The sequence below is a fragment of the Fuscovulum ytuae genome (assembly GCF_029953595.1).
GTDB lineage: Bacteria > Pseudomonadota > Alphaproteobacteria > Rhodobacterales > Rhodobacteraceae > Paragemmobacter > Paragemmobacter ytuae.
In genome coordinates this window covers 1,854,102-1,879,574 of the sequence record NZ_CP124535.1, presented here as the reverse complement: position 1 = coordinate 1,879,574, position 25,473 = coordinate 1,854,102, and the positions used below count along the sequence as shown (strand labels likewise).

Below are 25,473 nucleotides of genomic sequence, written 5' to 3'. Positions count from 1 at the left end.
GAAGACATGCTGAACGTGGCTGTGATCGGTCTTGGCTGGTGGGGGAAGACCATTACCCGCCGTCTGGCCGGATCAGAGGAATTGCGCGTGGTGCGGGCGGTGGACCTGTTCCCCGACCGGCATGCCGACTACGTGGCCGAGCATGGCATCCCGGTTGGGGCAAGCTATGACGAGGTGATTGCCGATCCGGGGGTGGATGTGGTGGTGCTTTGCACGCCGAACAGCCTTCACACGGCCCAAGTTGCGGCGGCGGCGCGGGCTGGCAAGCATGTGTTTTGCGAGAAGCCCCTTGCCCTGACGCGGGCAGAGGCAGAGGCGAGCGTGGCCATCTGCGCCGAACATGGCGTGATGCTGGGTATCGGCCATGAGCGGCGGTTCGAACTGGCGATGCAGGAAATCGAGCGGCTGGTTCGAACAGGTGCGCTGGGCACGATCATGCATGCGGAGTCGAGCTTTTCGCATGACAAGCTGATCAATGTGCCGCCGACCGATTGGCGGCGGAGCGCGAAGGAAAGCCCGGCGGCGGGGATGACGGCGATGGGCATCCATCTGTCGGACGCCTATGTGAACCTGTTCGGGCCTGTCGCCGAGGTGCAGGCGATGACCGCGCGACGCGTGCTGGAGGGCGAGAATGGCGATGTTGTCAGCGCCCTGCTGCGGCATGAAAGCGGGGTCACGACCTATCTGAACGCGATCCTTTATACGCCGCTTTATCTGCGCTTTGCGGTCTTTGGCACGAAGGCCTGGGTCGAGTATCGTAACGAGACCCATCCTGACACGCCGGGGCCTTCGACGCTGGTGATGCAGGTGACGGGCGAGCCGGCGCAAGTGACGACTTATGACTGGACCGATTCGGTACGCGCCAATCTGGACCAGTTCGCCCGCGCCATCCGGGGGGCGGAGGCCTATGCCTTCACCGATGCGCAGAAGATCGGGAATATCGCGGTGGTCGAGGCGGTGGTGAAATCGGCCGCGACCGGCGAGACGGTGCGCCTTGCGCCGTCTGGGGCGTGATTGGGACTTGACGCGCGATGGAAGGGTCGCAAGAGTTACTGATATATCACGAGGGGCTGAAACCTGTGAATCTGGCGCGGAACAGAGTGTTTCAGGAAATGCGGCGGGACATCCTGTCCTGCCGTCTTGCGCCGGGCATGGAGCTGCGTGAACAGGATCTTGCACAGCGCTTTGGCACATCGAAATCGCCCGTCCGCGACGCGATGCAGAAGTTAGAGCGTGAGGGGCTGGTGGAGATCGCGCCACGTCAGGGGCACCGGGTGGCGCCCGTGTCCATGGCGGATGCGGGTGACCTGATAGACCTGCGGCAGGTGCTGGAGGCGGCGGCGATCCGCCTTGCCGCCGAGCGTGCGCCAGAGGCAGAGCTTGCCGGGCTTGACCGTTTCCGTTCCGGAGATACGTCAAGTCTGCGAGCCTTTGCGGAATATAATCGGGCGTTTCATTCCGAACTGGCCCGGCTGTCGGGCAATGGGCGGATCGCGGCGGAATTGGCGCGGCTGATGGAAGGGTATGAGCGGATGTGTGTCCTTTCCCTTTCCAATCCGACGGGGCCGGACTGGTGGGCGCGGCCTTTGGCCGACCATAACGCCATCATCGATGCCTTGCAGGCGCGCGACGCCGGGCGGGCGCAATTGTGGTCGCGCCGCCATACGGCGCGGTCCGAGGCGGCAATCCTGCGGGGATTGCGGAGCCGTGCCGTAACCGAATGAGTTTTGCGCCATGGCCCCGGCAAGGGCCGTGCGCTGTTTGAGTTGGTGAGATATCAGGACTGCAAAGAACAAGACCGACTGAGATCGGAGGCGGCAATGAACATGATCGCGAGGGAGGCTGAGACCCAGATGTCCAAAGAGGGCGAGGGGGCCGGGGTGGTGATCTCGGGGCGGGGGGTTGGAAAGACCTTCGCCAATGGCGCGGTCGTGGCGCTGGAAGGGGCGAGTTTCGACATTCCGAAGGGGGATTTTGTGTCGCTCGTCGGGCCGTCGGGCTGTGGCAAGTCCACGCTGCTGCGGATGGTGGCAGGGCTGATTGATCGGACCTCAGGCACGCTGACGGTGCATGGACAGCCCGTGAAGGGGCCGCGCCGCGATGTGGGCCTGATGTTCCAGAAGGCGACACTTCTGGATTGGCGGACATCGTTGGAAAATGTCCTGCTGCCGACCGAGATGGTGCGCAAGCCCACGCAGGCCGATGAGGATGAGGCAATCGAACTGTTGAACATGGTGGGGTTGAAGGATTTCGTCTTTTCCTTCCCCAGCCAGCTGTCGGGGGGGATGCAACAGCGGGTGGCGCTGGCACGGTTGCTCAAGACCGGGGCGGATATCCTGTTGCTGGATGAACCCTTTGGGGCCTTGGACGAATTCACGCGCGAGCGGCTGAACCTTGAATTGATGCGGATCGTGGCCGAGGTGAAGGCGACGACGCTGTTTGTGACGCATAATATCGGCGAGGCGATCTTTCTGGCCGATAAGGTCATGGTGATGACGCCGCGACCGGGCCGATTGGCACGGATGGTGGAGGTGCCCTTTGCGCGGCCCCGCCCGGCAGAATTGCAACTGACGCCCGAATTCAACGCGCTGGTTGCCGAGGTGCGCGACATTCTGGGGACGCATTGATGGCGATGGCGGCGGAAATGGGGGGCGATGCGGCGCGCCTGAAATGGCGGCGCAGGGGCAATCATGCGGCGATATTTCTAGGGCTGATGTCGCTGTGGCAGGCGGGGTCATCGCTTGGGATGCTGGACCCGCTGTTCTTTCCGGCGCCTTTGGACATTCTGGCGTCCTTCTGGCGAATTTACGTTACGCAAGGCAACATCTGGTATCACCTTTACGCGTCGCTTGGCCTTGTGCTGGCGGGGTTCACCTTGGGTTCGATCCTTGGGGTGGGTCTGGGTGCAGTGGTGGGGATGAACGCCACGGTGCGGCGGTTTTTGCAGCCTTATGTGATCGTGCTGGAGGCCACGCCGCGTATCGCGGTGGCGCCGTTGCTGATCGCGGCCTTGGGCTTTGGCGCGCAATCGAAGATCGCCATCATCATGCTGGTCTGTTTCTTCGCGCCCTTCATCAACACGCTGTCGGGGGTGATCAACGTCAACCGCGACCGGATGGAATTGATGCGGTCCTTAGGGGCGACGAAGACGCAGGTCTTGCGCAAATTGGTTCTGCCGGATGCCATTCCGGTGATCATGGCGGGCGAGCGGTTGGCGATGACGGCGGCCCTGTCCGGCGTGCTGGTGGCTGAGTTTATTCAGCGTGATCAGGGGATCGGGGCGCTGATCCTGACCTATACGCGGAACCTGAACATGGCCTCGGCCTTTGCCTGCATCCTTACGCTGACGGCGATCGGCTTCCTGATCTTCAAGGGGATGGAGATGGTCGACCACCATGTCGCCTATTGGAAGAACGAGGCAGGGCTGAAGCGGATGACGGAAAAGCGGGCGCGGAGCTATGCCGCGCGGCGCGGGGGGGTGGCCCATGCGTAATTCGGGGTTCGGAACGCTGTATTGGGCGGGGCGAGTGGCGCCGCATCTGGTGATCTTTGCGGCACTGATCACATTGTGGGAAATCGCGGTCGCGCAGGGCTGGATCACGTCGATCATGATCCCGCGGCCCAGCAAGATTGGCGTGGCGATCGCGAACCTTTACGTGATCAAGGGCACGATCTGGGAGCATTTCTTCATCACTCTGGGCGAGGCGGTGTTCGGCTTTCTGATCGGGGCGGTGGTGGCCATCCTGCTGGCGCTGTTTTCATCCCTGTCCGAGAGGTTTGAGCGTTATGTGTCGCCCTATGCTGTCGTGCTGAACGTGACGCCGGGGATCGCGCTGACGCCGTTGATCATCGCGTGGTTCGGCTATGGCATGGGGTCGAAAATCGCGCTGGCGGCGGTGATCTGCTTTTTCCCGATTTTTGTGAACACGCTGACGGGCCTGCGGCAGATGGACCCCGACCGGGAGGAGTTGTTCCGGTCGCTGGGGGCCAGCGACAGGCAGGTGTTTTTCAAGGCGCGGGTGCCTGCGGCGCTGCCCCTGATGTTTGCGGGCATGAAGATCGGGCTGACCACGGCGCTGATCGGGGCTGTGGTGGCGGAATTTGCGCAGGCCACGGCGGGGGTGGGCGTGCTGATGGCGCGGGCGTCTTTTCAGCTGGATATGGCGGGGTCGCTGGCGGCGCTGCTGAGCATGACGCTGATGGGGCTCTTGCTGTTTTACGGAATGGAATTGCTCGACGACAGGGTCGTCTTCTGGCGGAGGGAAGCGCGCATGTCTTCGGTATCGCGCGCGAAAGCCCGGGCGTGGATGGCACGCCGTGGGCAGAAAGACGAAAAGAAAAACATGGGAGGAGAGACAAAATGAAGATGTTCAAAGCACTTACAGTATCGGCCTTGCTGGCGGCCACGGCCCTGCCAGTGGCGGCGCAGGATATGACGACGGTCAACATGATCAACCCGCTGCCGCGGTCTACCAACTTCTTCCCGCTGGTTGTGGGCGAAGCGCTGGGATATTTCGCCGAGGAAGGCATCGAGGTGAACCTGCTGCCGTCGGACACTTCCATTCCGTATGTGGCCTTCGTGCAGAATGGGCAGGCCGATCTGGCGATGCTGGACCCGGTTGAAACGATCAATGCCGTGCTGGCCGGTGCGAATATCAACACCGTCTATGAGGTGATGCAGAACGCGCCCGAAGCCATTGGCGTGCTGGACACGAGCGCCTATGACTCGGTCGATGATCTGGTGGGCACGACGGTTGGCCTTGTGTCAGACCGTGACCGCGCCTTCCTGCAAGCCGCGCTGGACGCAGTTGGCAAGTCGATCGACGATGTGGAAACGGTCGTTCTGGGCGAAAGTGGCCCGACGCTGGCCGCTGCCATCCGTGACGGGCAGGTTTCGGCCATTTCGGGCGCCGCGCCGGACTGGATCGCGCTGAACGCCAACGGGATCAACGTGCGGCTGATCACGCCCGAGGAATTGCTGGCCTCGCCCGCAAACACCTTTGCCGCCTCGGTGGACATGATCGAAGGGAAGCGGGCGGCGATGGAGGGCTTCCTGCGCGCATGGTCCAAGGGGATGTATGTCGCCAAAGTGAACCCGGAAATGGTGGCGCAGGCCCTGCGCAAGGGCGTGCCCGCCGAGTGGGAGAATGAGGCGGCGGGTCAGCTGTTCCTTGACATGTCGATCGGCATGAACGTGTCGACGACAGAGCGTCTGGGCGATCTGCAAACCGGCGTCTGGACGGCGTTGCAGCCGCGTCTGCTGTCTTCGGGCGCGATCCCGCAGGAGGTGGATGTGACGAGCTTCCTGAACGACACCTATATCGCCGCGGCGAATGATTTCGACCGTGCCGAGGTGGAGGCCGAGGCCGCCGCCTGGCTTGAGGCGAACAAGTAAGCATGACCATTCGGGGTGGCCCCTGCCGGGGCCACCCTTTCCTTTTGCCCGTGTCGGTGGCCCCCTGTGGGCCAGCCGTCGGGCGCTTTGTTCCAAGAGATCGACAAGGACAGCATATGACGCACACCGTTATCGACACGCGCGACCGCGGCGACAATGTCAACCGCTATGGGCCGACGACGGGCCGGGCCTTTCCCGATGGGAAGAAGCGGCTGGACAGTCGGACAATCGACATGCATGCGCATGTGCTGATCCCGGAGGCGATGGCCTATATCGCGCCCTATAACGACCCGATGAAGATCGCGATGGTCAAGCATTCCAATGCCGAGACGCGCGCGATCAACATGCAGCAAGACAAGGATCGCACGCTGGCCATGACCGATCTGGACGATCGGATGCGGGTGCTGGATGCGATGGGGATCGATTTCCAGCTTGTCGCGCCGCCGCCGCCGCAGTGTTTCTATCATATCCCGGTGGAGCATGCGGTTGTTGCCTCGCGCATGGTGAATGACGGGCTGGCGGCATGGGTGGGCAAGCGGCCCGACCGTCTGGCAGCCCTTGGCACGGTGCCGCTGCATGACCCGGCAGAGGCGGTGGTGGAACTGACCCGCTGCATGGGCGAGTTGGGGATGAAGGGGGTCGAGGTTCTGACCAATGTGAACGGCAAGGAATTGGCCGATCCGGAATTCGCCCCGTTCTGGCAGAAGGCCGAAGAGTTGGGTGCACTGGTGATGATCCACCCGAACGGGTTCACCGGGGGAGAGCGGTTCAGCGATTACTACTTCTCAAACGTGATCGGGAACCCGCTGGAGACGACGGTTGCGCTGCATCACCTGATCTTTTCCGGCACGTTGGAGCGGCTGCCCGATCTAAAGATCCTCGCCGTGCATGGCGGTGGCTATCTGCCCGCTTATTCGGGGCGGATCGATCATGCTTGGGGCGCGCGGAAGGATTGCAACGCTGGCCTGCCGAAACCGCCGACGCATTACCTGCGCAAGGTCTATTTCGACAATGTGGTCTTTAGCCCGCATCAGCTGGAATACCTTGTGAAGGTCTATGGGGCCGACAAGATCGTGATGGGGACGGATTACCCTTATGACATGGCGGATTACGATCCGGTGGAGCATGTCATCAGCGCGGGGCTGTCGGCCGAGGAAACGGCAAGTGTCGCGGGTGGAACGGCGGCGCGGCTTTTGGGTCTGGAGTGATCTTTGGGGTCGGAGGGGGCCCGGCGGAGCGATCCGCCGGGCCCCTTTTTACATCCGCGACAGCAAAAGCCCCGCCATGACAAGGGCAAGGCCCGCCACGCGGGGCCATGTGATTTCCTGCACCGGAAGGCCGAAGGCCCCCATCCGGTCAAGGATCAGCGCGACGGCAAGCTGGGCAAAGATGGTGGCTGCGGCAGCGGTCAGCGCGCCTGTCTGCGGGATGGCCCAGACCAAGGAGACGATGTAGCAGGCCCCCAGCGCACCACCGACGAAGGCCCAAAGGGGGGTAAGCGTCAGCGATCCTTCCTGCGGGCCTGTGCCGCGCAGGATGTTGATGAAAAGCAGCACAAGGAAGCCAACGAGGAAGTTGACGCAGGCCGCGACCACTGGGTCGCCGAGGCCGCGCGCAAGGGCGGCGTTGATCGGCCCCTGCATGGCAAGGACTGACCCTGCCACCAGAAGGGCAAGAATCGGCAGGATCGGGGCCAGCTGCATCTGCGTCACCTCGGCAGGGGAAAGGGATCGGGTGCGCCATCGGGCAGTGGCACGTGGAAAGCGTTGATCGTCATGGAAATCAGCGTGTAATAGCCAAGGATTCCCACCAGATCGACCACGCCTTGCAGGCCAAGCGCGGCTTCGGCCCGCGCATAGGTTTCGTCGCTGACCACACGGTTGCGGTGCAGTTCGGTGGCGAAGTCATGCACAGCGGCGGCGGTATCGGACAGGCCCTCGGGGCGGTGGCCTAGACGGATCGCCTCGATCACTTCGGGGGCGATCCCTGCCTTGGCGGCGATGGGGGCATGGACCGCCCATTCGAAGCCGGATTGCCAGAAGGCCCCGGTGACAAGGATGGCGAGTTCGCTGAGGTCAGGCGGCAGGGTGGTGCCATAGCGGCAGAAGGCCCCCAGCGCTTGCGCCTTATCGGCAAGGCCGGGGCTGTGCAGCCAAACGCGGAGCGGGCCTTCGACGATGCCGCGCGGACCGTTCAGGATGGCGCTATAGATCGGCTGTTGCGCCGGGGTGAGGGCGGTTTCGTCAAGGATCGGGGGGCGGGGCATCGGTTTTCCTTGTGTTCAGCGGCGCGCGGCGCGCAGGGCCGCCCAATCCAGTGCGGTGATCGTCATCGCGTCCCGCCCGGCGATCGGGCCTGCGGCGGCGGCGATGAAGGCGTCGCGTGCGGCGGCGGTGACGGGCATGGCCTGCCCTTGCGCGCTGGCGGTTTCGACCATGTGGGACAGGTCTTTGGCGGCCCCCTTCGCCTCGAACGCCAAGCCCGGCTCGCCCGTTCCGGCCAAGAGTGCGGCGAGTTCGCCCGCGCGGTGCTTGACCGCCATGCAGGCGCCGGAGGTATCGGCCATCAGGTCGGCCAGTTGTTCGGGGGTCATGGACAGGTCGGATACCAGCCCCATCGCCTCGCGCAGGGCCTGCCAATAGACAAGGAGGGGCAGGTTGACGGCAAGCTTCAGCCGCGCGCCTGCGCCCAAGGGGCCGGCATGTTCGACGCGGCGGCACAGATGGGCAAGGGTGGGCCGGGCCAGGGCCACGGCGTCGGCGCTGCCGCCGACAAGCCCGAGAAGGCGGCCTTCCCGCGCCGGACCGATGGTGCCGCCCACGGGGCATTCGACGAGGTCCGCACCCGCGGCGGCGACGGCTTGGCCAAGGGATAGGATCGCCTCGGGGCCGATGGTGGACATTTCGATGAAAAGCTTGCCCTTGGGCGCTGCGGACAAAAGGCCCTGCGGACCGGAATAGACTTGCTCCACTGCCGCGGCGTCATAGAGCATGGTGATGACCGTGTCGCAGGCGGCGGCCAGTGCGGCGGGGCTTTCGGCCTGTTTGGCGCCCTTTGCGACAAGGGGGGCGGCCTTGGCGGGATCGCGGTTCCAGACCACAAGGTCGACCCCCTGCGCCAGTAGACGTTCGGCCATTGCCGCGCCCATGCGGCCAAGGCCGCAGATGCCATGTGTCATATCTTTTCCCCCTTTGGTTTGCCCTGTGGTCAGTCGACCACCGGCTTGCGCGTCAGCCCGCGCATGATCTGGGCGCGCGAGCGTTCGACATGGTCGCGCACCAGCCGCGCAGCCAGCCGTCCGTTGCGGGCCTGCAGCGCGTCGATGATGGCATTGTGATCGGCAAGCGGCGTATCGAACCCGCCTTCGCGCGACAAAAGCGTGAGCGATACGATGGCGAGGCGGTCGTAGAATTCCATCACGCGGACGGTTTCCTCGGCCAAACGGCGGTTGCCAGACATCTGCGCCAAGGTCGCATGGAAGCGGCGGTTGTAATCGGCAAAGGCGCGGATCGTATCACCTTCGCAGTGACGCAGCGCGTCGAGGGCGGCGAGTTCTTCGGGTTCGGCGCGGCGCGCGACCTTGGTGACCACCGCGCCTTCAAGCACGGCGCGCAGTTCGAGGATGTCTTCGGCATCGCGCATGGAAACGGGGCGGACGCGGTGGCCGCGGCGGGGTTCAATCTCGATCAGACCTTCGAATTCCAGCTTCTGCATCGCGTCGCGGATGGGGGTTTTGGAGACGCCATAGCGTTGGGCGAGGTCGGCCTCGCGCAGTTCTTCGCCGGGTTTGAGTTCGCAGGTCAGGATATCCTGACGAACCAGGTGGAACACGCGGTCACGCTCTAGAATCATTGCCATTTTTCATCCGGTGATATTTCACCAGATTAGGCCGAGCGGGGAATTCCGGTCAAGCGGAAGGCCTTTCCCTTGGCCTATGACCGGGTCGAAAAGGTGCAGAGTCCTGTGCCGCGTTTTGTGCAGCATTCTGTGGGCCCGTGCGGGGAGACAACGGAGCCTTCATGTTTTTGCGCAAAGGGGCGCGGCGGTCAGGGGATCAGCACGATACAGCCCGTGGTCGCCCGCCCCGTCAGCGCGTCATGCGCGGCGGCGGCCTGATCGAGCGGCCAGGTCGCGCCGATCTGCACTTTGATCGCGCCCCTGCGGATCATGGCGAAAAGGTCAGAGGCCGCCTGTTCCAGCCATGCGCGGTTGGCGCTGTGATGAAAAAGCGAGGGCCGTGTCATGCGCAGCGAGGCGCGGGCGAGGTGGCTGACCCGGACCTGATCGGGTGCGCCGGAGGATTGGCCAAAGCTGACGAGCGTGCCGAAGGTGGCAAGGCAATCGAGAGAGCCCATGATCGTATCGGCCCCCACGCTGTCATAAACGGCCTGCACGCCCTTGCCCCCGGTCAATTCGCGGATGCGGGCGACGAAATCCTCGGTCCGGTAGTCGATACAGTCGGCAAAGCCGTTCGCGCGGGCAAGGGCGCATTTTTCCGGCCCGCCTGCGGTTCCGATGGCGCGCACACCTTTTGCGGCCAGCCATTGGCCCGCGATCAAGCCCACCCCCCCGGCAGCGGCGTGGAAGAGGACGGTATCGTCCGCCTGCACGGGATGGGAATGATGCAGAAGGTAATGCGCGGTCAGGCCTTTGAGCATGACGGCGGCGGCCGTGGCGTCGTCGATATCATCGGGCAGGGCAATGACATGGGCGGCGGGCACGGCGCGATGCGTGGCATAGGACCCGTTGGGCAGCGTATAGGCCACGCGCTGGCCGATGGAGAAGCCAGTAACGCCGTCACCCAGTGCCTCAACCACCCCCGATCCTTCGCTGCCGAGGACGAGGTTTTCGCTGACGGGCCAAGGGTAAAGGCCTTGGCGGAAATAGACATCGATGAAGTTCACGCCAATGGCGGCATGGCGGATGAGGACCTGACCGGGGGCCGGAGCGGGCGGGTCGCGGTCCTGCCGGACCAGGACGGAGCTGTCACCGGGGCGGGTGGCGAAGATGGCATAGGACATGTCGCGCGGCCTTCTGTCAGGGGTCGATGAGGCGCCGAGATTAAGGGCGAAGCGGGCGAATTGTCGATGGCGCCCGAGCAGCAAAAATGGCGCTTGCAGCAGGGCGTGTCTGCCCTGTTAATGACGCTGAAAATCAATGGCAGGATGCGCGATGCTGGGCAGGCTGTGGGGTCGAAAGAAGGCCGATGAGGTGAAGATCGGCGTGATGACACCCACCTATAACCGACCTGACTGCATCCGGGCGACGCTGTTGCAGATGGCGGCGCAGACCCGGCCCCCGCATATCGTCTGCGTGCATCAGAATGGCCATCCCGACAGTTACGAATGGTGCATTCTTGATCTGACCTTGCCCTTCGAACTGATCTGGCTGCATTCACCCGAGAAGCTGCATCAGCACGGTTGGTATAGCCGGCCGTTGAAGCGCCTGCTGGACGAAGGGTGCACGCATTTCTTCTGGGCGGACCATGATGACACCTATCTGGAAAGCCATGTCGAACATTCCTTGGACGATCTGACCGAGGCGGATTTCCGCATCTCGCGCTTTGCCGATGTGCTGTATCTGGACGGCAAGCGCATGGTCTGGCGCAAGCGGGTGGATTTTTCAAAGGTGCATGGACCGGGCGGGATGAGTGCATCCATGGCCTTTACGCGGCCTTTTGCCGAAAGGCTGCTGACCGAATTGGAAGAGGATCGGGAGATCCATTATTCGGACAATGTGCTGAGCAAGAAGGTGCAGCCGCATTTCCGCTGCTTTGCCTCGGACCGGGTCACGACGCGCTATATGTGCCATCCGGGAACGGTGAGTTCGTCGCATTGGCTGCGGACGATGCTGGGCGACGGCGTGGAGGGATGAACGGGCGGCGCGGGGCGGGCGTGAGGGTAAAGGTCCCGCCTTTCGGTGCCGAAGCCGTTTGTTATTTTTTGGTCCAAATGCAAAAGGCGCCAAGTGGCGCCTGACATATTCAAATTGTCTTTAATTTTGGTGGAGCCACGGGGAATCGAACCCCGGACCTCTTGAATGCCATTCAAGCGCTCTCCCATCTGAGCTATGACCCCACCGGAGGTCGAAGCGTTTCCGCTTCGATGGGCAAGGCGTTACCGCCTTGTTGGGCCGCTGTCTAGTGGAGGGCGCGGTGGGGTGCAAGGGGAAAAACGCGGGGTCTTTCCTACTTTTGCAGGGCACCGCTGCCCCCCCGCCGACGGGCGGTTTAGACTTCCTCCTCGTCGCCGGCCACATCGGCCAGATCGTCGAGCGAGACATTGTCATCGGCATCGTCTTCGAGCAGATCATCATCCAACTCGGTATCGTCGGCGACGCCGGCTTCGAGCAGTTCGTCATCGGCTTCCAGATCGTCGACGAGAACCTCGTCATCCTTTTCGGGAATCACGCGGCTGATGGCAGCGGCGGCCATCTTGCGGCGGGCGGATTCGATATCCACCACCTCGCCGGTATAGGGCGAGACGATCGGGTTGCGGTTCAGGTCATAAAAGCGCTTGCCGGTGGTCGGGCAGATGCGCTTGGTACCCCATTCTTCCTTGGGCATGGTCGTTCCCTTCTGTGGCGGCCCGGAATCAGGGGCGCCGATGGTCAGGCTGGGTTGTCCAGAGTCGTGGTCGCTTGCCACAAGGCAGGGCGGGTGTCAAAGGCTTTTGCAGCCGTTGCGGCCTGTCGGGAAGTGACTATCCTTGGCGGAGAAATCAAGAGGTTCTGAATGCCCGTCCTGCCCGGATCGCCCCCGGTGGAAATTGTTCTGAAACGGTCGGCCCGCGCGCGGCGGTTTTCGCTGCGGGTTTCGCGGCTGGATGGGCGGGTGACGCTGTCCTTGCCTGCCCGTGCGCGGGAGGCCGAAGCCATGGCTTTTGCCCGGTCGCAGGAGGGTTGGCTACGCGAAACCTTGGCGGGGATGCCCACGCGCGAGGGTGTGGGGATTGGGTCGGTGATCCCGGTGGAAGGGCGGCTTTTGCGGCTGGTCGCTAGCACCGGACGTGGGGTTCGCATGGAGGGTGAGGCCCTGCTTGTGCCCGGCGATCCGGCGCAGGCGGGCGCGCGGGTCGGGGCTTTTCTCAAGGCGCTGGCGCGGGATCGGCTGGTGGCGGCATCGGATCGGCATGCGGGGGTGATCGGGCGGCGGGTGGAGCGGGTGACCCTGCGCGACACGCGGTCGCGCTGGGGGTCTTGTGCGGCGGATGGGGCATTGATGTATAGCTGGCGGCTGGTGATGGCGCCGCCTGCCGTGCTGGATTACGTGGCGGCGCATGAGGTGGCGCATCTGGTGGAGATGAACCATTCCCCACGGTTCTGGGCGGTGGTGGAGCGGCTTTATCCCGGCTGGCAGGTGCAGCGGAAATGGCTGCATGCAGAGGGGCAGGCGCTGCATGGCTTTCGTTTCGGGGATTGATTTTCGCCCCATGCCGGTGCTTGGCTGCGCGTCATGCCGATAGTCCCTCGCCAGACCGATCCCAATGCTGCCGCGCATGAACGGCTATACCGGACCTTGCGCCAGCAGGTGATGCATGGGGAATTGCCGCCCGGTCAGGCCATGACGTTGCGCGGTCTTGGCAAGCAGTTCGGGGTGTCGATGACGCCCGCACGCGAGGCCGTACGGCGTTTGGTGGCGGAAGGGGCGCTGACGCTATCGTCATCGGGGCGCATCTCGACGCCAGAGCTTTCGCCGGAACGGATTGAGGAATTGGCGGCGATCCGCGCGCTCTTGGAGCCGGAGATGGCGGCGCGGGCGCTGCCGCGGGCGCATTTCGCCCTGATCGAGCGGTTGGCAGCGATCAATGCGCTGAACGCCGAGGCAGTGGTGAAGCAGGATGCGGTGGCCTATGTGCGCACCAATCTGGAGTTTCACCGCACGCTTTACCTGCGCGCGCAGGCACCTGCGATGCTGGCCATTTGTGAGACGGTCTGGTTGCAATTGGGGCCGACGATGCGGGCGCTCTATTCCAAGCTGCGCCGGAAGGAGCCGCCGCAGCACCACCGGATGATTCTGGCCGCGCTGAAGGCGGGGGATGAGCCGGGGCTGCGGTTGGCGGTGCGGACCGACGTGACGCAGGGGCTGCGGCATCTGGCGGGATGACGGGATGAAAGTGTCGCCCCTGATGCTGCTGATGGCGGCTGTGACCATTGTGGGGTCCAATTCGCTGGCCCTGTCGCCTGTCGCCTTGGAGATCGGGCGGGGCTTCGGGGGCGCAAGCGCGCAGGACGTGCTGGTTGCCGCGTCGCTTTTTGGGGCGGGGACGGCGGTGGCTGCGGTGGGGATCGCGCCTTTTGCCGACCGGGTTGGCCTGTCGCGGGCGCTGTTTCTGGCGATTTGCGTTCTGGTTCTGGGCATGGCGGGCACGGCGCTTGCGCCCGCGCTGTGGGTGGTCTGGCTGGCGCAGGCGGTGGCGGGACTGGGGTCGGGGGTGGCCCTGCCTGCAACCTATGGGCTGGCCGCCGAGATTGCGCCGAAGGGGCGGGAGAGCACCTTTCTGGGTCGGGTCCTGATGGGATGGACCTTGTCCTTGGTTTTTGGTGCCTCGGCCGCTGCCTTGATCGCGGAAGTGGCCGGGTGGCGGGCGGTGCATGCTGTGCTGGCCGGACTTGGGCTGCTGGTTTTGCTGGCCATGGCCGTCTCTCCCCGGATGGGTGAGGTGCGGGCGGCGCAGGGGGCATCGCCTTGGGCCGCGCTGCGGGTACCGGGGATCGGGGCCGCGCTGAGCGTGGCGGGGGGCTATATGGCGGCCTTTTACGGGCTTTATGCCTATGTCGCGCCGCATTTGCAGGCGGGCCTTGGCTGGCCCGTGTGGATGGCGGGGGCGGTGCCGCTGGTCTATGGGATCGGGTTCGGGCTGGCCTCGTTGGGCGATCCGTGGATCGACCGGTTCGGGCCGCGCCGTGTGGCGCCTTGGGTCTTTGGTGTGCTGGTGGTGCAATATCTTGCGCTGGCGGCGGTGGCGGAGCGTGCATGGGCGCTGGTGGGGTTGTGCCTAAGCTGGGGGATGATCAACCATCTGGGATTGAACCTGATCGTGGGGCGACTGGCTGCGCTGGACCCCGCGCGGCGCGGCGCGGTGCTGGGGCTGAATTCCGGGGTGACCTATCTGGCGATGTTCGTGGCGACGGCGGGGTTTGGCTGGATGGAGGCCGGGTTCGGCCTTGCGGCCTGCGCGCTGATGGCGGCGGGGCTGGTGCTGCCCGCGCTGGGGGATGCGCTGCGGCGGCGGTGAGGGTGGCGGGGGGACGGGCGTCCCCCCGCACCCCCCTTTGCGCAAAAAGCCCCGGCCGCGCGCGGGGGGCGACCGGGGCTTTTTTGAGTATTTGGGCCAAGATGAAGGGGCTTGGCCTTTCTATCTGGTATCAGGCGTGGATCGCACCGTCGCCGCAGGCGAGCGCCGCCTCGCGCACCGCTTCGGAATAGGTCGGGTGGGCGTGGCAGGTCAGCGCGAGGTCTTGGGCCGAGGCACCGAATTCCATGGCGACGCAAATCTCATGGATCAGGTCGCCTGCCATCGGGCCGATGATATGCGCGCCAAGGATGCGATCTGTCGCCTTGTCGGCGAGGAGTTTGACGAAGCCTTCGCCTTGGAACACAGCTTTGGCGCGGCCATTGCCCATGAAGGAGAACTTGCCGACCTTATAGGCGCGGCCTTCCTCTTTCAGCTGTTCCTCGGTCTTGCCGACGGAGGCCACTTCGGGCGTGGTGTAGATCACGCCGGGGATGACGTCGTAATTCACATGACCCGCCTTGCCGGCAAGGATTTCGGCCAGCGCCATGCCTTCATCTTCGGCCTTATGGGCGAGCATGGGGCCGAAGATCGCATCACCGATGGCGTAGAGGCCGTTGATATTGGTGGCGAAATGGCTGTCGGTCTTGACTTGGCCGCGGGGCAGCATCTCGACCCCCAGCGCCTCTAGCCCCAGCCCTGCGACATAGGGGCGGCGGCCTGTGGCGACGAGGACGGTGTCGGCGTCAAGCGTGGCCTCGGTATCGTTCTTGCGCAGCTTGTAGCGGATGGTTGCGCCCTTTTTGCCCTTGTCCACGCCCTGCACGGCGGCGCCGAGGATGAATTTCAGGCCCTGTTTCGTCAGGATGCGCTGGAAGGTCTTGGCGACTTCGGCATCCATGCCGGGGGTGATGGCGTCGAGATATTCGATCACCGTCACCTCGGAACCGAGGCGGGCATAGACGGAGCCCATTTCGAGGCCGATGACGCCTGCGCCGATGACGGCGAGTTTCTTGGGGATGGATTTCAGCGCGAGCGCGCCGGTGGAGGTGACGATGGTCTCTTCGTCGATGGTCACGCCGTTCAAGGGAGACGACTCGGAACCGGTTGCGATCACGATGTTTTTCGCGGCATGGACCTCATCGCCCACCTTGACCTGACCGGGGGCCGGGATGCTGCCCCAGCCCTTGAGCCATGTGACCTTATTCTTCTTGAACAGGAATTCGATGCCCTTGGTGTTCTGGCCGATCACATCGTCCTTATAGCCCAGCATACGCGCCCAATCGACCTTGGGCGCTGCCCCCATGAGCCCCATTTTTTCAAAGTTTTCATGGGCTTCGTGCAGGTGGTGGGTGGCGTTCAAAAGCGCTTTCGACGGGATGCAGCCGACGTTCAGGCAAGTGCCCCCAAGGGTTTCGCGCCCCTCGACCACGGCGGTTTTCAGGCCCAGCTGGGCGCAGCGGATTGCGCAGACATAGCCGCCGGGGCCGCCGCCGATGATGATGACGTCAAACTCAGCCATGGGTCGGTTCCTTCCTTTCGGGTCTGTCTGCGTTGTGCCGGATTTTGTGCAGCAAACTGTGCAGACAACTGTGCATACAAATCATGTCAAATCAGCGCGGCCAGCAGGAGGCCGAGCGTGGCGAACCAGCCCACCGCCCAGATGACCGAGCGCCAGAGACGCCAGCCGAGCGCATAGGCCGGGATGTAGAGGATGCGCGCCCCAAGATAGGCGAAGGCGCAGGCGGCGGTGAAGGCGGTGGACTGGTCCGAGACGGTGATGACCACAACCGCGAGGGTGAAGAGGATCAGCCCTTCGAAATGGTTGTTGAGCGCGCGTTGCAGACGGCCGGTGAGGGTGGACAGGGGCCGTTCCGGGGCCGTGTCGCGGGGGCCGGAGGTGTAGCGGGTGCCAAGTTCCATGTTGGCGGGAACGGCGAAAAGGATGAACTGCACCATCTGGAGAAGGCCAGCGAGGGTGAGGGCGGTGAGTTCGGGGGTCATGGGGCTGTCTCGGTTGGAGCGCTGCGGGGCGGGGCCCCGCAGCCCTTGTAGGATGGGCTATATTGCCCATCCTGAGGGTCAGAGATCCATCAACAACCGGCGCGGATCTTCCAAGGCGTCCTTGACGCGGACGAGGAAGGTCACGGCACCCTTGCCATCGACGATGCGGTGGTCGTAGCTCAGCGCGAGATACATCATCGGGCGGATGACGATCTGGCCGTTCACCACCACGGGGCGGTCCTGAATCTTGTGCATCCCCAGAATCCCCGATTGCGGCGGATTCAGGATCGGCGAGGACATGAGCGAGCCATAGACCCCGCCGTTCGAGATGGTGAAGGAGCCGCCCTGCATTTCGGCCATCGACAGTTTCCCGTCGCGGGCGCGGACGCCCAGTTCGGCGATCTTCTTTTCGATCTGGGCAAAGCCCATCTGATCGGCGTCCCGCACGACCGGCACGACGAGGCCCGAAGGCGTGCCGACGGCCACGCCCATATGGACGTAGTTCTTGTAGACGATGTCGGTGCCGTCGATTTCGGCATTAACCTCGGGCACCTCTTTCAGGGCGTGGCAGCAGGCTTTCACGAAGAAGGACATGAAGCCCATCTTGACGCCGTGCTTTTTCTCAAACGCGTCCTTGTAGGTGTTGCGCAGCTCCATGATGCCGGACATGTCGACCTCGTTATAGGTCGTGAGCATCGCGGCGGTGTTCTGCGCGTCCTTCAGGCGGCGGGCGATGGTCTGGCGGAGGCGGGTCATCTTGACCCGCTCTTCGCGTGCGGCATCGTCGGCGGGGACGGGCGCGCGCGGGATGGCGGCCGGGGCCGGCGCGGGGGCCACGGCGGCGGCGGCGGCACCAGCGGCGCCGGCCACGGTGCGGGCGACATCCTCTTTCATCACGCGGCCATCGCGGCCGGTGGCCTGCACCTGATCGCGGGAAAGGCCAGCCTCGGCCATTGCCTTTTTCGCGGCGGGGGCGTCTTCGACATCCTTGGCGGCCGGGGCAGCCGGGGCCGGGGCGGGCGCAGCTTCGGCCTTGGCGGCGGGGGCCGGGGCGGCGGCAGCGGCACCCTCGGTCATGATGGCAAGGCGGGCATTGGCGGCCACGGTCGCGCCTTCGGGGGCAAGGATTTCGGCCAGCGTGCCGGACACGGGGGCGGGCACTTCGACCGAGACCTTGTCAGTCTCAAGCTCGCACAGCATTTCGTCCTGCTTCACGTAATCGCCTGGCTTTTTGAACCAGGTCGAAACGGTGGCCTCGGACACGCTTTCGCCAAGGGCGGGCACCATAACATCGGTCATCTTCGGTTCCTCCGCGCCGCTTTGGGGCGCCTATCGGTTGGTCTGGCCCGCGCCGGGGTGGCGCGGGCGGGATGGGATCAGGCGGAAACGCCGAGAGCGTCGTTCACCAGTGCCTCCTGCTCGGCCTTGTGGCGCGAGGCGAGGCCCGTGGCGGGCGAGGCAGAGGCCGCGCGACCGGCATAGGTGGCGCGGCTGTGCTTTGCCCCGATGCGGGTGAGAACCCATTCGAGATTGGGTTCGACGAAGGTCCAGCCGCCCTGATTTTTCGGTTCTTCCTGGCACCAGATGATTTCCGCGCCCTTGAAGCGTTCCAACTCTTTGACCATCGCCATGGCGGGGAAGGGGTAGAACTGTTCCAGACGCAGAAGGTAGACATCTTCCAGCCCGCGCTTGTCGCGTTCGGCGAGCAGGTCGTAATAGACCTTGCCCGAGCAGATGACGACGCGCTTGATCTTGGCATCGGGCTTAAGCTTCAGGTCCGAGTGGCCCTTTTGCGCATCGTCCCAGAGAACGCGGTGGAAGGTGGAGCCGGTGGTGAAATCTTCCGCATCGCTGATGCACATCGGGTGACGCAGGAGCGATTTGGGCGTCATCAGGACCAGCGGCTTGCGGAAGCTGCGGTGGATCTGGCGGCGAAGGATGTGGAAGTAGTTCGCCGGGGTGGAGCAGTTCGCCACGATCCAGTTATCTTCGGCCGACAGCTGGAGGAAGCGTTCCAGACGGGCGGAGGAATGTTCCGGACCCTGACCTTCGAAGCCATGGGGCAGCAGCATCACAAGGCCCGACATCCGCAGCCATTTGCGTTCGCCGGAATTGATGAACTGGTCGAACATGATCTGCGCGCCATTGGCGAAATCGCCAAACTGCGCCTCCCACATCACGAGCGCGTTGGGTTCGGCCAGCGAATAGCCGTATTCGAAGCCCAGAACCGCGTATTCCGACAGCATGGAATCGATGACTTCATACCGGGCCTGACCCGCGCGGATGTGGTTGAGCGGGTAATAGCGTTCCTCGGTCGACTGGTCGATGAAGGCGGAGTGGCGCTGCGAGAAGGTGCCGCGCGTGCAATCCTGACCTGCCAGTCGGACGGGGAAGCCTTCGACAGCCAGCGATCCGAAGGCAAGCGCCTCGGCCGTGGCCCAGTCAAAGCCCTTGCCGGTTTCGAACATTTTGGCCTTGGCGTCGAGTTGGCGGGCCACGGTCTTGTGGATATCAAACCCGTCGGGGATGCGGGTCAGGGCTTGGCCCACCTCTTTCATCGTTTCGGGTTTGATGGCGGTCTGACCGGGCTGGTATTCCTCTTTCTCGCGGTCCAGCCCCGACCAACGGCCATCCAGCCAGTCGGCCTTGTTCGGCTTGAAATTCTTGCCGATCTCGAATTCCTCGTTCAGGCGGGCTTGGAAGGCAGCCTTCATATCCTCGATCTCGCCTTCCGGGATGAGGCCGTCTTTCACGAGGCGTTCGGTGTAAAGCTGAAGCGTGGTCTTCTGCTTTTTGATCCGGGTATACATCGCCGGATTGGTGAACATCGGCTCGTCGCCTTCGTTATGGCCGAAGCGGCGATAGCAGAAGATGTCGAGCACCACGTCCCTTTGGAATTTCTGGCGGAATTCGGTGGCGACGCGGGCGGCGTGGACCACCGCTTCGGGGTCGTCGCCGTTGACGTGGAAGATGGGCGCCTCGACCATCAGGGCGATGTCGGTGGGATAGGGCGAGGAGCGCGAGAAGTGCGGCGCGGTGGTGAAGCCGATCTGGTTGTTCACCACGATATGGATCGTGCCGCCCGTGCGGTGGCCGCGCAGGCCGGAAAGGCCGAAGCATTCGGCCACCACGCCCTGACCCGCGAAGGCCGCGTCGCCATGGAGCAGGATCGGCAGGACGGAGGAGCGGGTGGTTTGGTCGCCGAACTGATCCTGTTTGGCGCGGACCTTGCCCAGCACGACGGGATTGACCGCCTCAAGGTGCGAGGGGTTGGCAGTCAGCGACAGGTGGACGGTGTTGCCGTCGAAGGTGCGGTCGGACGAGGCGCCGAGGTGGTATTTCACGTCGCCGGAGCCATCCACATCTTCGGGCTTGTAGGAGCCGCCTTGGAATTCGTGGAAGATGGCGCGGTAGGGTTTCTGCATCACATTGGCGAGAACCGACAGGCGGCCCCGATGGGGCATGCCGATGACGATTTCCCGAACGCCAAGGGCACCGCCCCGCTTGATGATCTGTTCCATCGCAGGGATGAGCGCCTCGCCCCCGTCAAGGCCGAAACGCTTGGTTCCCATGTATTTGACATGGAGGAATTTTTCGAAGCCTTCCGCCTCAACCAGCTTGTTCAGGATGGCGCGGCGGCCTTCGCGGGTGAAGGCGATCTCCTTGCCGTAGCCTTCGATCCGTTCCTTGAGCCATGAGGCCTGTTCGGGATCGGAAATGTGCATGTATTGCAGGGCGAAGGTGCCGCAATAGGTGCGGCGCACGATCTCGATGATCTGGCGCATGGAGGCCATTTCGAGGCCAAGCACCTTGTCGATGAAGATCGGGCGGTCCATGTCGGCTTCGGTGAAGCCGTAGGAGGCCGGGTCGAGTTCCGGGTGCGGCGTGGTTTCGCGCATCCCCAGCGGATCAAGATCGGCCACGAGATGGCCGCGAATACGGTAGGCGCGGATGATCATCAGCGCGCGGATGCTGTCGAGCACGGCGCGTTGCAGTTGCGCGTCGGACAGCGAGACGCCCTTTTCGGCGGCCTTTTCGGCGATCTTGGCGGCGGCGGCTTTGGCCTCTTTGGCCGGGGGCGCGGGCCATTCGCCGGTCAGCGCGGCGGTCAGATCATCGGCGGGCGAGGGTGGCCAATCGGCGCGTGCCCAAGAGGGGCCTTGCGCCTGACGCTTGGCGTCGAGGTCGCTGTCGCCAAGGGCGCGGAAAAATTCCGCCCATGCGGCATCGACCGAGTTCGGGTCCTGCGCATAGCGGGCCTGAAGCTGATCGATATATTCCGCGTTATGGCCTTGCAGAAAGCTGGAGGCGTGGAACTGGTCGTTGGGGCTGTGTTCGGTCATGTCCTGTGATCCTCCGCCGTCGCGGGAAAGGGCGGACCGGCGTCCCGGCCCGCCTGAATGGAAAAACCTAGTCTGTCTGTCCGAAAACCGCGCCTTTCAGGGCGCGGTTGGGTTCGGCCTGGCCGAGCGATGTCCACGCGGCCAGCGCCAGAAGCGCGAGCAGGGCAAGGAAGGAGGCCATGACGGTTTTCGCGCGTAGATCCATCGTCGTTTCCTCCATTGCCCTTGCCTCCGTTTACTTGCCGAGCGACTTCATCACCGCCTCGCCCAGCGTCGCGGGGCTGTCAGCCACCACGATGCCTGCCGAGCGCATCGCCTCGATCTTCGACTCTGCGTCGCCCTTGCCCCCTGCAACGATCGCGCCAGCATGGCCCATGCGACGGCCGGGAGGTGCGGTGCGGCCCGCGATGAAGCCGGCGCAGGGCTTGGCGCGGCCACGCTTTGCCTCGTCCTTCAGGAATTGCGCGGCCTCTTCTTCGGCGGAACCACCGATTTCGCCGATCATGATGATCGACTGCGTTTCGGGGTCGGCGAGGAACATCTCAAGCACGTCGATATGTTCGGTGCCCTTGATCGGGTCGCCGCCAATGCCCACGGCGGAGGATTGGCCAAGGCCCAGATCGGAGGTCTGCTTGACCGCCTCATAGGTCAGGGTGCCGGAGCGCGAGACGACACCGACCGAGCCGCGCTTGTGGATATGGCCCGGCATGATGCCGATCTTGCAGGCATCCGGCGTGATGACGCCGGGGCAGTTCGGCCCGATCAGGCGGGATTTCGACCCTTCCAGCGCGCGCTTGACCTTCATCATGTCAAGGACGGGGATGCCTTCGGTGATGCAGACGATCAGCTCCATCTCGGCATCAATGGCCTCGAGGATGGAGTCGGCCGCGAAGGGCGGGGGGACGTAGATCACGCTGGCATTGGCTTGGGTCATGGCCTTCGCTTCATGCACCGAGTCGAATACCGGGAGGTTAAGATGCGTGCTGCCGCCTTTGCCGGGGGTCACGCCGCCGACCATTTTGGTCCCGTAGGCGATGGCCTGTTCGGAGTGGAAGGTGCCTTGGCTGCCGGTGAAGCCTTGGCAAATGACGCGGGTGTTTTCGTTGACGAGAACGGCCATTGGATTACCCCTTCACCGCTTTGACGATCTTCTGGGCGGCATCCGACAGGTTGTCGGCGGCGATCACGTTCAGACCGGATTTGTTGATGATCTCTTTGCCAAGTTCGACATTCGTGCCTTCCAGACGCACGACGAGCGGAACCTTCAGCCCCACCTCCTTGACCGCCGCGATCACGCCTTCGGCGATGATGTCGCAGCGCATGATGCCGCCGAAGATGTTGACGAGGATGCCTTTGACGTTCGGGTCGGAGGTGATGATCTTGAACGCCTCGGTCACCTTTTCCTTGGTGGCGCCACCGCCGACGTCAAGGAAGTTGGCGGGTTCGGCCCCGTAAAGCTTGATGATGTCCATCGTGGCCATCGCAAGGCCCGCGCCATTGACCATGCAACCAATCTCGCCATCCAAGGCGATGTAGTTGAGGTCGAATTTCGAGGCGGCGAGTTCTTTGGGGTCTTCTTCCGTTTCATCCCGCAGGGCGGCGATGTCGGGGTGGCGGTAGAGGGCGTTGCTGTCAAAGCCCATCTTGGCGTCGAGGCATTTCAGGTTGCCATTGGTCATCACCACGAGCGGGTTGATCTCTAGCATCTCCATGTCTTTTTCGACGAAGAGACGGTAGAGGTTCTTCACCAGCGCCACGCATTGCTTGACCTGCTGGCCTTCGAGTTTCAGCGCGAAGGCGACGCGGCGGCCGTGGAAATCGGACAGGCCGGTGGCGGGATCGACCGAGAAGGAGACGATCTTTTCAGGCGTGTCATGGGCCACGTCTTCGATCGACATGCCGCCTTCGGTGGAGGCGACGAAGGAAATGCGCGAGGTCTGACGGTCGATCAGGATCGCGAGGTAAAGTTCGCGCGCGATGTCGGAGCCGTCTTCGATATAGATGCGGTTGACCTGCTTGCCGGCCGGGCCGGTCTGGATGGTCACGAGGGTGCGGCCCAGCATCTGGCGGGCGAATTGGTCGGCTTCGGTGACGGAGCGGGCAAGGCGGACGCCGCCCTTTTCGCCAGCTTCGGGTTCCTTGAAGCTGCCCTTGCCGCGACCGCCGGCATGAATCTGGGCCTTCACCACCCAGAGCGGACCGTCAAGCTCACCTGCCGCCGCCTTCGCTTCTTCGGCCTTCAGGACGACGCGCCCATCCGAGACCGGGACGCCATATTGGCGCAGCAGCGCCTTGGCCTGATATTCATGGATGTTCATCGTAGCCGTCCCATCGCTGTGGTTTTGCGGTGGAATGACATGGAAAGGGGCAGGGGTGAAACGGTATTCTATGGTATGCAGTGGTTTCGGGCCAAAAATCGACATTTTGTGATCACACGCCGAAAATGTGTGATCACAAGCAGGAAACCGTTAGCGATAAAGGGTGATTCGCGGGTTCCAGCCGTCTGTATGGGCCGTACAGACCATCCTACGGGGCCGTCGGTTCGGCGGTAAACATCACCTGCCCGCGCGGCAGGCGATGGGGATGGGCGGTGGCCGTGAAACCTGCGGCGGCAGAGATGGAGAGGGCTTTCCCTTCGGTCATGTGCCATGGAAATCGGTCGGGATGGGTGACGACGCCATCCGCCTGACGGTAGGGGCCATGATGGCCTTCGGGGGCGAGGAAGAGGGTGAAGATGATCCGCCGCAGATGCGGAAAGCGGGGGCGGAGATTGGTTAAGGCGGTGTGAAGATCCTGTGCTGGGAGATGGGTGAAAACCGCGAAGGCGAGGACGAAGGTGATCGTGTCGGGGATGTTGGGATAGAGAAAGGCGGCGTCTTCGACGAGGTGGTCTTGTGGGAGGTCGTGGCGGGCAGTGTCATCCAGCTCGGTTTCCCAACCCTTAAGCATGAGGGCGCGGGAGGCATCCGTCGCCCAATAGGCGGTGACCATGGCGGCGAGGTGACGGCCAAGGCGCAGGCTGCCTGCGCCGATGTCGAGGAGGTGGTCTTTGGCGGTCAGGCCGTGCCGGGTGAGGAGGGGCAGCACGATACGGGGCGTTTCCTCCCAGCGGCCGCCGACGATGTCGCGGTGGCGGCCATCGGCCAAGGCCTTGTCGTAGAAACCGGGGGCGGCGTAGGGGGAGGGATGTCTCATAGGGCCCGATTGCCCAACCTACGCTTGCGCCACAACGCGGCGCAGGAGGGCGAGCATCAGGTCCGAGGCGCGTTCCATATCCTGCACCGACACCCATTCCAGAGGCCCGTGAATTTCCTGCATTCCGGTAAAAAGGTTGGGGCAGGGCACGCCCATTTCGGTCAGCCGCGACCCATCGGTGCCGCCCCGGATCGGGACGGAGACAGGGTCAAGCCCGATATCGCGGCAGGCATCCTGCGCCAGCGTGACGGGGCGCATGTCGTTTTCCAGCCAGTAGCGCATGTTGCGATATTGCGGCGTGATGGTGCAGGTGATGGTGGCGCGGGGTTCCGTGGCCTGCACGGCGTCGCAGACCGCGCGCAGGATTTTACCTTTCTCTTCAAGGCCCTGACGTTCGAAATCGCGCAGGATGAAGCGCAGGGTCATGGCGGAGGAGCCGCCCGTCATATCGGTTGCATGAATGAACCCGTCGCGGCCATCGGTCAGTTCCGGCAGCATCGTATGCTGTGGGAGGGCCGCGATGATCTTGCTGGCAAGATGGATGGCGTTGACCATCTTGCCCTTGGCCCATCCGGGATGGATGGAGACGCCTTCGATTTTCACCTCGGCCCCGTCGGCGGAGAAGGTTTCAAATTCGATCTCGCCCGCCTCGCCGCCGTCGAAGGTATAGGCCCAATCGACATTCAGATCGGATGGCAGGCGCTGGTCGACGCCGCGGCCGATTTCTTCGTCGGGCGTGAAGGCGAGGCGGATCGGGCCGTGGGGGATGGAGGGGTCTTTCAGCAGCGCCGCGGCGGTGTGAAGGATGATGGCGATGCCGGCCTTGTCATCGGCGCCAAGGAGGGTGGTGCCGGAGGCGGTGACGATGTCATGGCCCAGCTTTTTCAACAGGTTAGGCGAGGCTTCGGGGGTGAGTGTGAGGGTCGGATTGTCAGGGTATGTGATCGCGCCGCCATTATAGCCGCGGATCAGGCGGGGTTTGACGCCGGTGGCGTTGAACTGGGGGGCGGTGTCCATATGGGCGAGAAAGCCGATGGTCGGCCCTTCGGCAGTGCCGGGGATGGTGGCGAGGACGGTGCCGTAATCGGTCAGGCGAATGTCGGAAGCGCCCATGATTTCAAGTTCTTGCACCAGAAGGCGGGCGAGGTTGAGCTGGATGGCGGTGGAAGGCTGCGCCGGACTATCGGCATCGGACTGGCTGTCGATGGCGCAATAGCGCATCAGGCGGGCGGCGAGGTCTTCGGTGCGTGCGGTCATGGCTGGTCCCCTTTGGCGCGATGTGGCCGTGGGGGCGGGGGGAAGT

Annotated in this window: 25 protein-coding genes, 1 tRNA gene and 1 pseudogene; 11 read left to right on the top strand and 16 right to left on the bottom strand. The window is 63.8% G+C overall.

The features are described 5' to 3' along the window. Window positions 1-6: 6 nt before the first annotated feature. From QF092_RS09065 to QF092_RS09035, 7 genes are all read left to right on the top strand, one after another. Window positions 7-1,014: a Gfo/Idh/MocA family protein gene (locus QF092_RS09065; RefSeq protein ID WP_281469593.1), complete on the top strand. Its 1,008-nt coding sequence runs from the start codon at window positions 7-9 to the stop codon at window positions 1,012-1,014. A 17-nt stretch (window positions 1,015-1,031) separates the two neighbouring features. Next, window positions 1,032-1,724, top strand: a complete 693-nt coding sequence (locus QF092_RS09060; RefSeq protein ID WP_420026523.1) for a GntR family transcriptional regulator — start codon at window positions 1,032-1,034, stop codon at window positions 1,722-1,724. A 96-nt stretch (window positions 1,725-1,820) separates the two neighbouring features. After that, window positions 1,821-2,627 carry an ABC transporter ATP-binding protein gene (locus QF092_RS09055; protein ID WP_281469591.1) on the top strand — a complete coding sequence of 269 codons (807 nt, stop codon included), beginning with the start codon at window positions 1,821-1,823 and terminating at the stop codon, window positions 2,625-2,627. Then, window positions 2,627-3,493, top strand: a complete 867-nt coding sequence (locus tag QF092_RS09050) for an ABC transporter permease (protein ID WP_281469590.1) — start codon at window positions 2,627-2,629, stop codon at window positions 3,491-3,493. The genes QF092_RS09055 and QF092_RS09050 overlap by 1 nt, the downstream gene beginning before the upstream one ends. Next, window positions 3,486-4,364 carry an ABC transporter permease gene (locus QF092_RS09045; RefSeq protein ID WP_281469589.1) on the top strand — a complete coding sequence of 293 codons (879 nt, stop codon included), beginning with the start codon at window positions 3,486-3,488 and terminating at the stop codon, window positions 4,362-4,364. The genes QF092_RS09050 and QF092_RS09045 overlap by 8 nt, the downstream gene beginning before the upstream one ends. Further along, window positions 4,361-5,395: an ABC transporter substrate-binding protein gene (locus tag QF092_RS09040; RefSeq protein ID WP_281469588.1), complete on the top strand. Its 1,035-nt coding sequence runs from the start codon at window positions 4,361-4,363 to the stop codon at window positions 5,393-5,395. The genes QF092_RS09045 and QF092_RS09040 overlap by 4 nt, the downstream gene beginning before the upstream one ends. A 116-nt stretch (window positions 5,396-5,511) precedes the next feature. Continuing rightward, entirely contained in the window at window positions 5,512-6,603 is a 1,092-nt protein-coding gene (locus tag QF092_RS09035; RefSeq protein ID WP_281469587.1) for an amidohydrolase family protein, read from the top strand. 48 nt (window positions 6,604-6,651) lie between these two features. Here QF092_RS09035 and QF092_RS09030 read toward each other — a convergent pair whose 3' ends face one another. The 5 genes from QF092_RS09030 to QF092_RS09010 form a co-directional block, all read right to left on the bottom strand. After that, window positions 6,652-7,098, bottom strand: a complete 447-nt coding sequence (locus QF092_RS09030) for a DMT family transporter (protein ID WP_281469871.1) — start codon at window positions 7,096-7,098, stop codon at window positions 6,652-6,654. A gap of 5 nt (window positions 7,099-7,103) precedes the next feature. Continuing rightward, window positions 7,104-7,661: a carboxymuconolactone decarboxylase family protein gene (locus tag QF092_RS09025; RefSeq protein WP_281469586.1), complete on the bottom strand. Its 558-nt coding sequence runs from the start codon at window positions 7,659-7,661 to the stop codon at window positions 7,104-7,106. A gap of 15 nt (window positions 7,662-7,676) precedes the next feature. Then, window positions 7,677-8,606 carry an NAD(P)-dependent oxidoreductase gene (locus QF092_RS09020; RefSeq protein WP_420026537.1) on the bottom strand — a complete coding sequence of 310 codons (930 nt, stop codon included), beginning with the start codon at window positions 8,604-8,606 and terminating at the stop codon, window positions 7,677-7,679. Then, on the bottom strand, window positions 8,603-9,253 hold the full coding sequence (locus tag QF092_RS09015) for a GntR family transcriptional regulator (RefSeq protein ID WP_281469581.1): 651 nt from the start codon (window positions 9,251-9,253) through the stop codon (window positions 8,603-8,605). Before QF092_RS09015 ends, QF092_RS09020 begins: the two co-directional genes overlap by 4 nt. Window positions 9,254-9,441: 188 nt before the next feature. After that, on the bottom strand, window positions 9,442-10,416 hold the full coding sequence (locus QF092_RS09010) for a quinone oxidoreductase family protein (protein WP_281469579.1): 975 nt from the start codon (window positions 10,414-10,416) through the stop codon (window positions 9,442-9,444). A 151-nt stretch (window positions 10,417-10,567) separates the two neighbouring features. Between QF092_RS09010 and QF092_RS09005 the strand changes: the two genes are divergently transcribed. Continuing rightward, window positions 10,568-11,269, top strand: a complete 702-nt coding sequence (locus QF092_RS09005; protein ID WP_281469577.1) for a glycosyltransferase family 2 protein — start codon at window positions 10,568-10,570, stop codon at window positions 11,267-11,269. Window positions 11,270-11,396: 127 nt separating this feature from the next. Here QF092_RS09005 and QF092_RS09000 read toward each other — a convergent pair. After that, window positions 11,397-11,472: transfer RNA gene (locus QF092_RS09000), tRNA-Ala, on the bottom strand. Between the two features lie 152 nt (window positions 11,473-11,624). Continuing rightward, the gene (locus QF092_RS08995; RefSeq protein WP_281469575.1) at window positions 11,625-11,960 is read right to left on the bottom strand and encodes a TIGR02300 family protein; all 336 of its coding nucleotides are present in this window, start codon (window positions 11,958-11,960) and stop codon (window positions 11,625-11,627) included. A gap of 168 nt (window positions 11,961-12,128) precedes the next feature. Between QF092_RS08995 and QF092_RS08990 the strand changes: the two genes are divergently transcribed. Genes QF092_RS08990 through QF092_RS08980 form a run of 3 tightly spaced genes read left to right on the top strand, consistent with a single transcriptional unit; the run spans window position 12,129 to window position 14,631 of the window. Beyond that, on the top strand, window positions 12,129-12,815 hold the full coding sequence (locus tag QF092_RS08990) for a M48 family metallopeptidase (protein ID WP_281469573.1): 687 nt from the start codon (window positions 12,129-12,131) through the stop codon (window positions 12,813-12,815). 33 nt (window positions 12,816-12,848) lie between these two features. Continuing rightward, entirely contained in the window at window positions 12,849-13,499 is a 651-nt protein-coding gene (locus QF092_RS08985) for a GntR family transcriptional regulator (protein ID WP_281469571.1), read from the top strand. Between the two features lie 4 nt (window positions 13,500-13,503). Further along, complete coding sequence (locus QF092_RS08980; RefSeq protein ID WP_281469569.1) at window positions 13,504-14,631, top strand: MFS transporter; 1,128 nt, start codon at window positions 13,504-13,506, stop codon at window positions 14,629-14,631. A 130-nt stretch (window positions 14,632-14,761) separates the two neighbouring features. On the opposite strand, the gene lpdA is transcribed toward QF092_RS08980, so the two are convergent. From lpdA to pepT, 9 genes and pseudogenes are all read right to left on the bottom strand, one after another. Next, window positions 14,762-16,150 (bottom strand): dihydrolipoyl dehydrogenase, encoded by a 1,389-nt coding sequence (lpdA, locus tag QF092_RS08975; protein WP_281469567.1) that lies wholly within the window; start codon window positions 16,148-16,150, stop codon window positions 14,762-14,764. A gap of 86 nt (window positions 16,151-16,236) precedes the next feature. Continuing rightward, a complete protein-coding gene (locus QF092_RS08970) occupies window positions 16,237-16,632 on the bottom strand; it encodes an MAPEG family protein (RefSeq protein ID WP_281469565.1) in 396 nt (131 codons plus the stop codon). A 78-nt stretch (window positions 16,633-16,710) separates the two neighbouring features. Continuing rightward, window positions 16,711-17,955: pseudogene (gene odhB, locus QF092_RS08965) on the bottom strand (2-oxoglutarate dehydrogenase complex dihydrolipoyllysine-residue succinyltransferase); the annotation flags it as partial. A 53-nt stretch (window positions 17,956-18,008) separates the two neighbouring features. Continuing rightward, the gene (locus tag QF092_RS08960; RefSeq protein WP_281469561.1) at window positions 18,009-20,975 is read right to left on the bottom strand and encodes a 2-oxoglutarate dehydrogenase E1 component; all 2,967 of its coding nucleotides are present in this window, start codon (window positions 20,973-20,975) and stop codon (window positions 18,009-18,011) included. A gap of 67 nt (window positions 20,976-21,042) precedes the next feature. Then, window positions 21,043-21,195: a hypothetical protein gene (locus QF092_RS08955; RefSeq protein WP_281469559.1), complete on the bottom strand. Its 153-nt coding sequence runs from the start codon at window positions 21,193-21,195 to the stop codon at window positions 21,043-21,045. A 15-nt stretch (window positions 21,196-21,210) separates the two neighbouring features. Next, window positions 21,211-22,095, bottom strand: coding sequence for a succinate--CoA ligase subunit alpha (gene sucD, locus QF092_RS08950; protein ID WP_281469557.1), 885 nt, complete (start codon window positions 22,093-22,095; stop codon window positions 21,211-21,213). 4 nt (window positions 22,096-22,099) lie between these two features. Continuing rightward, entirely contained in the window at window positions 22,100-23,293 is a 1,194-nt protein-coding gene (gene sucC, locus QF092_RS08945) for an ADP-forming succinate--CoA ligase subunit beta (RefSeq protein ID WP_281469555.1), read from the bottom strand. Between the two features lie 208 nt (window positions 23,294-23,501). Further along, window positions 23,502-24,170: a class I SAM-dependent methyltransferase gene (locus QF092_RS08940; protein WP_281469553.1), complete on the bottom strand. Its 669-nt coding sequence runs from the start codon at window positions 24,168-24,170 to the stop codon at window positions 23,502-23,504. An 18-nt stretch (window positions 24,171-24,188) separates the two neighbouring features. After that, on the bottom strand, window positions 24,189-25,427 hold the full coding sequence (gene pepT, locus QF092_RS08935; RefSeq protein WP_281469552.1) for a peptidase T: 1,239 nt from the start codon (window positions 25,425-25,427) through the stop codon (window positions 24,189-24,191). Window positions 25,428-25,473: the final 46 nt, after the last annotated feature.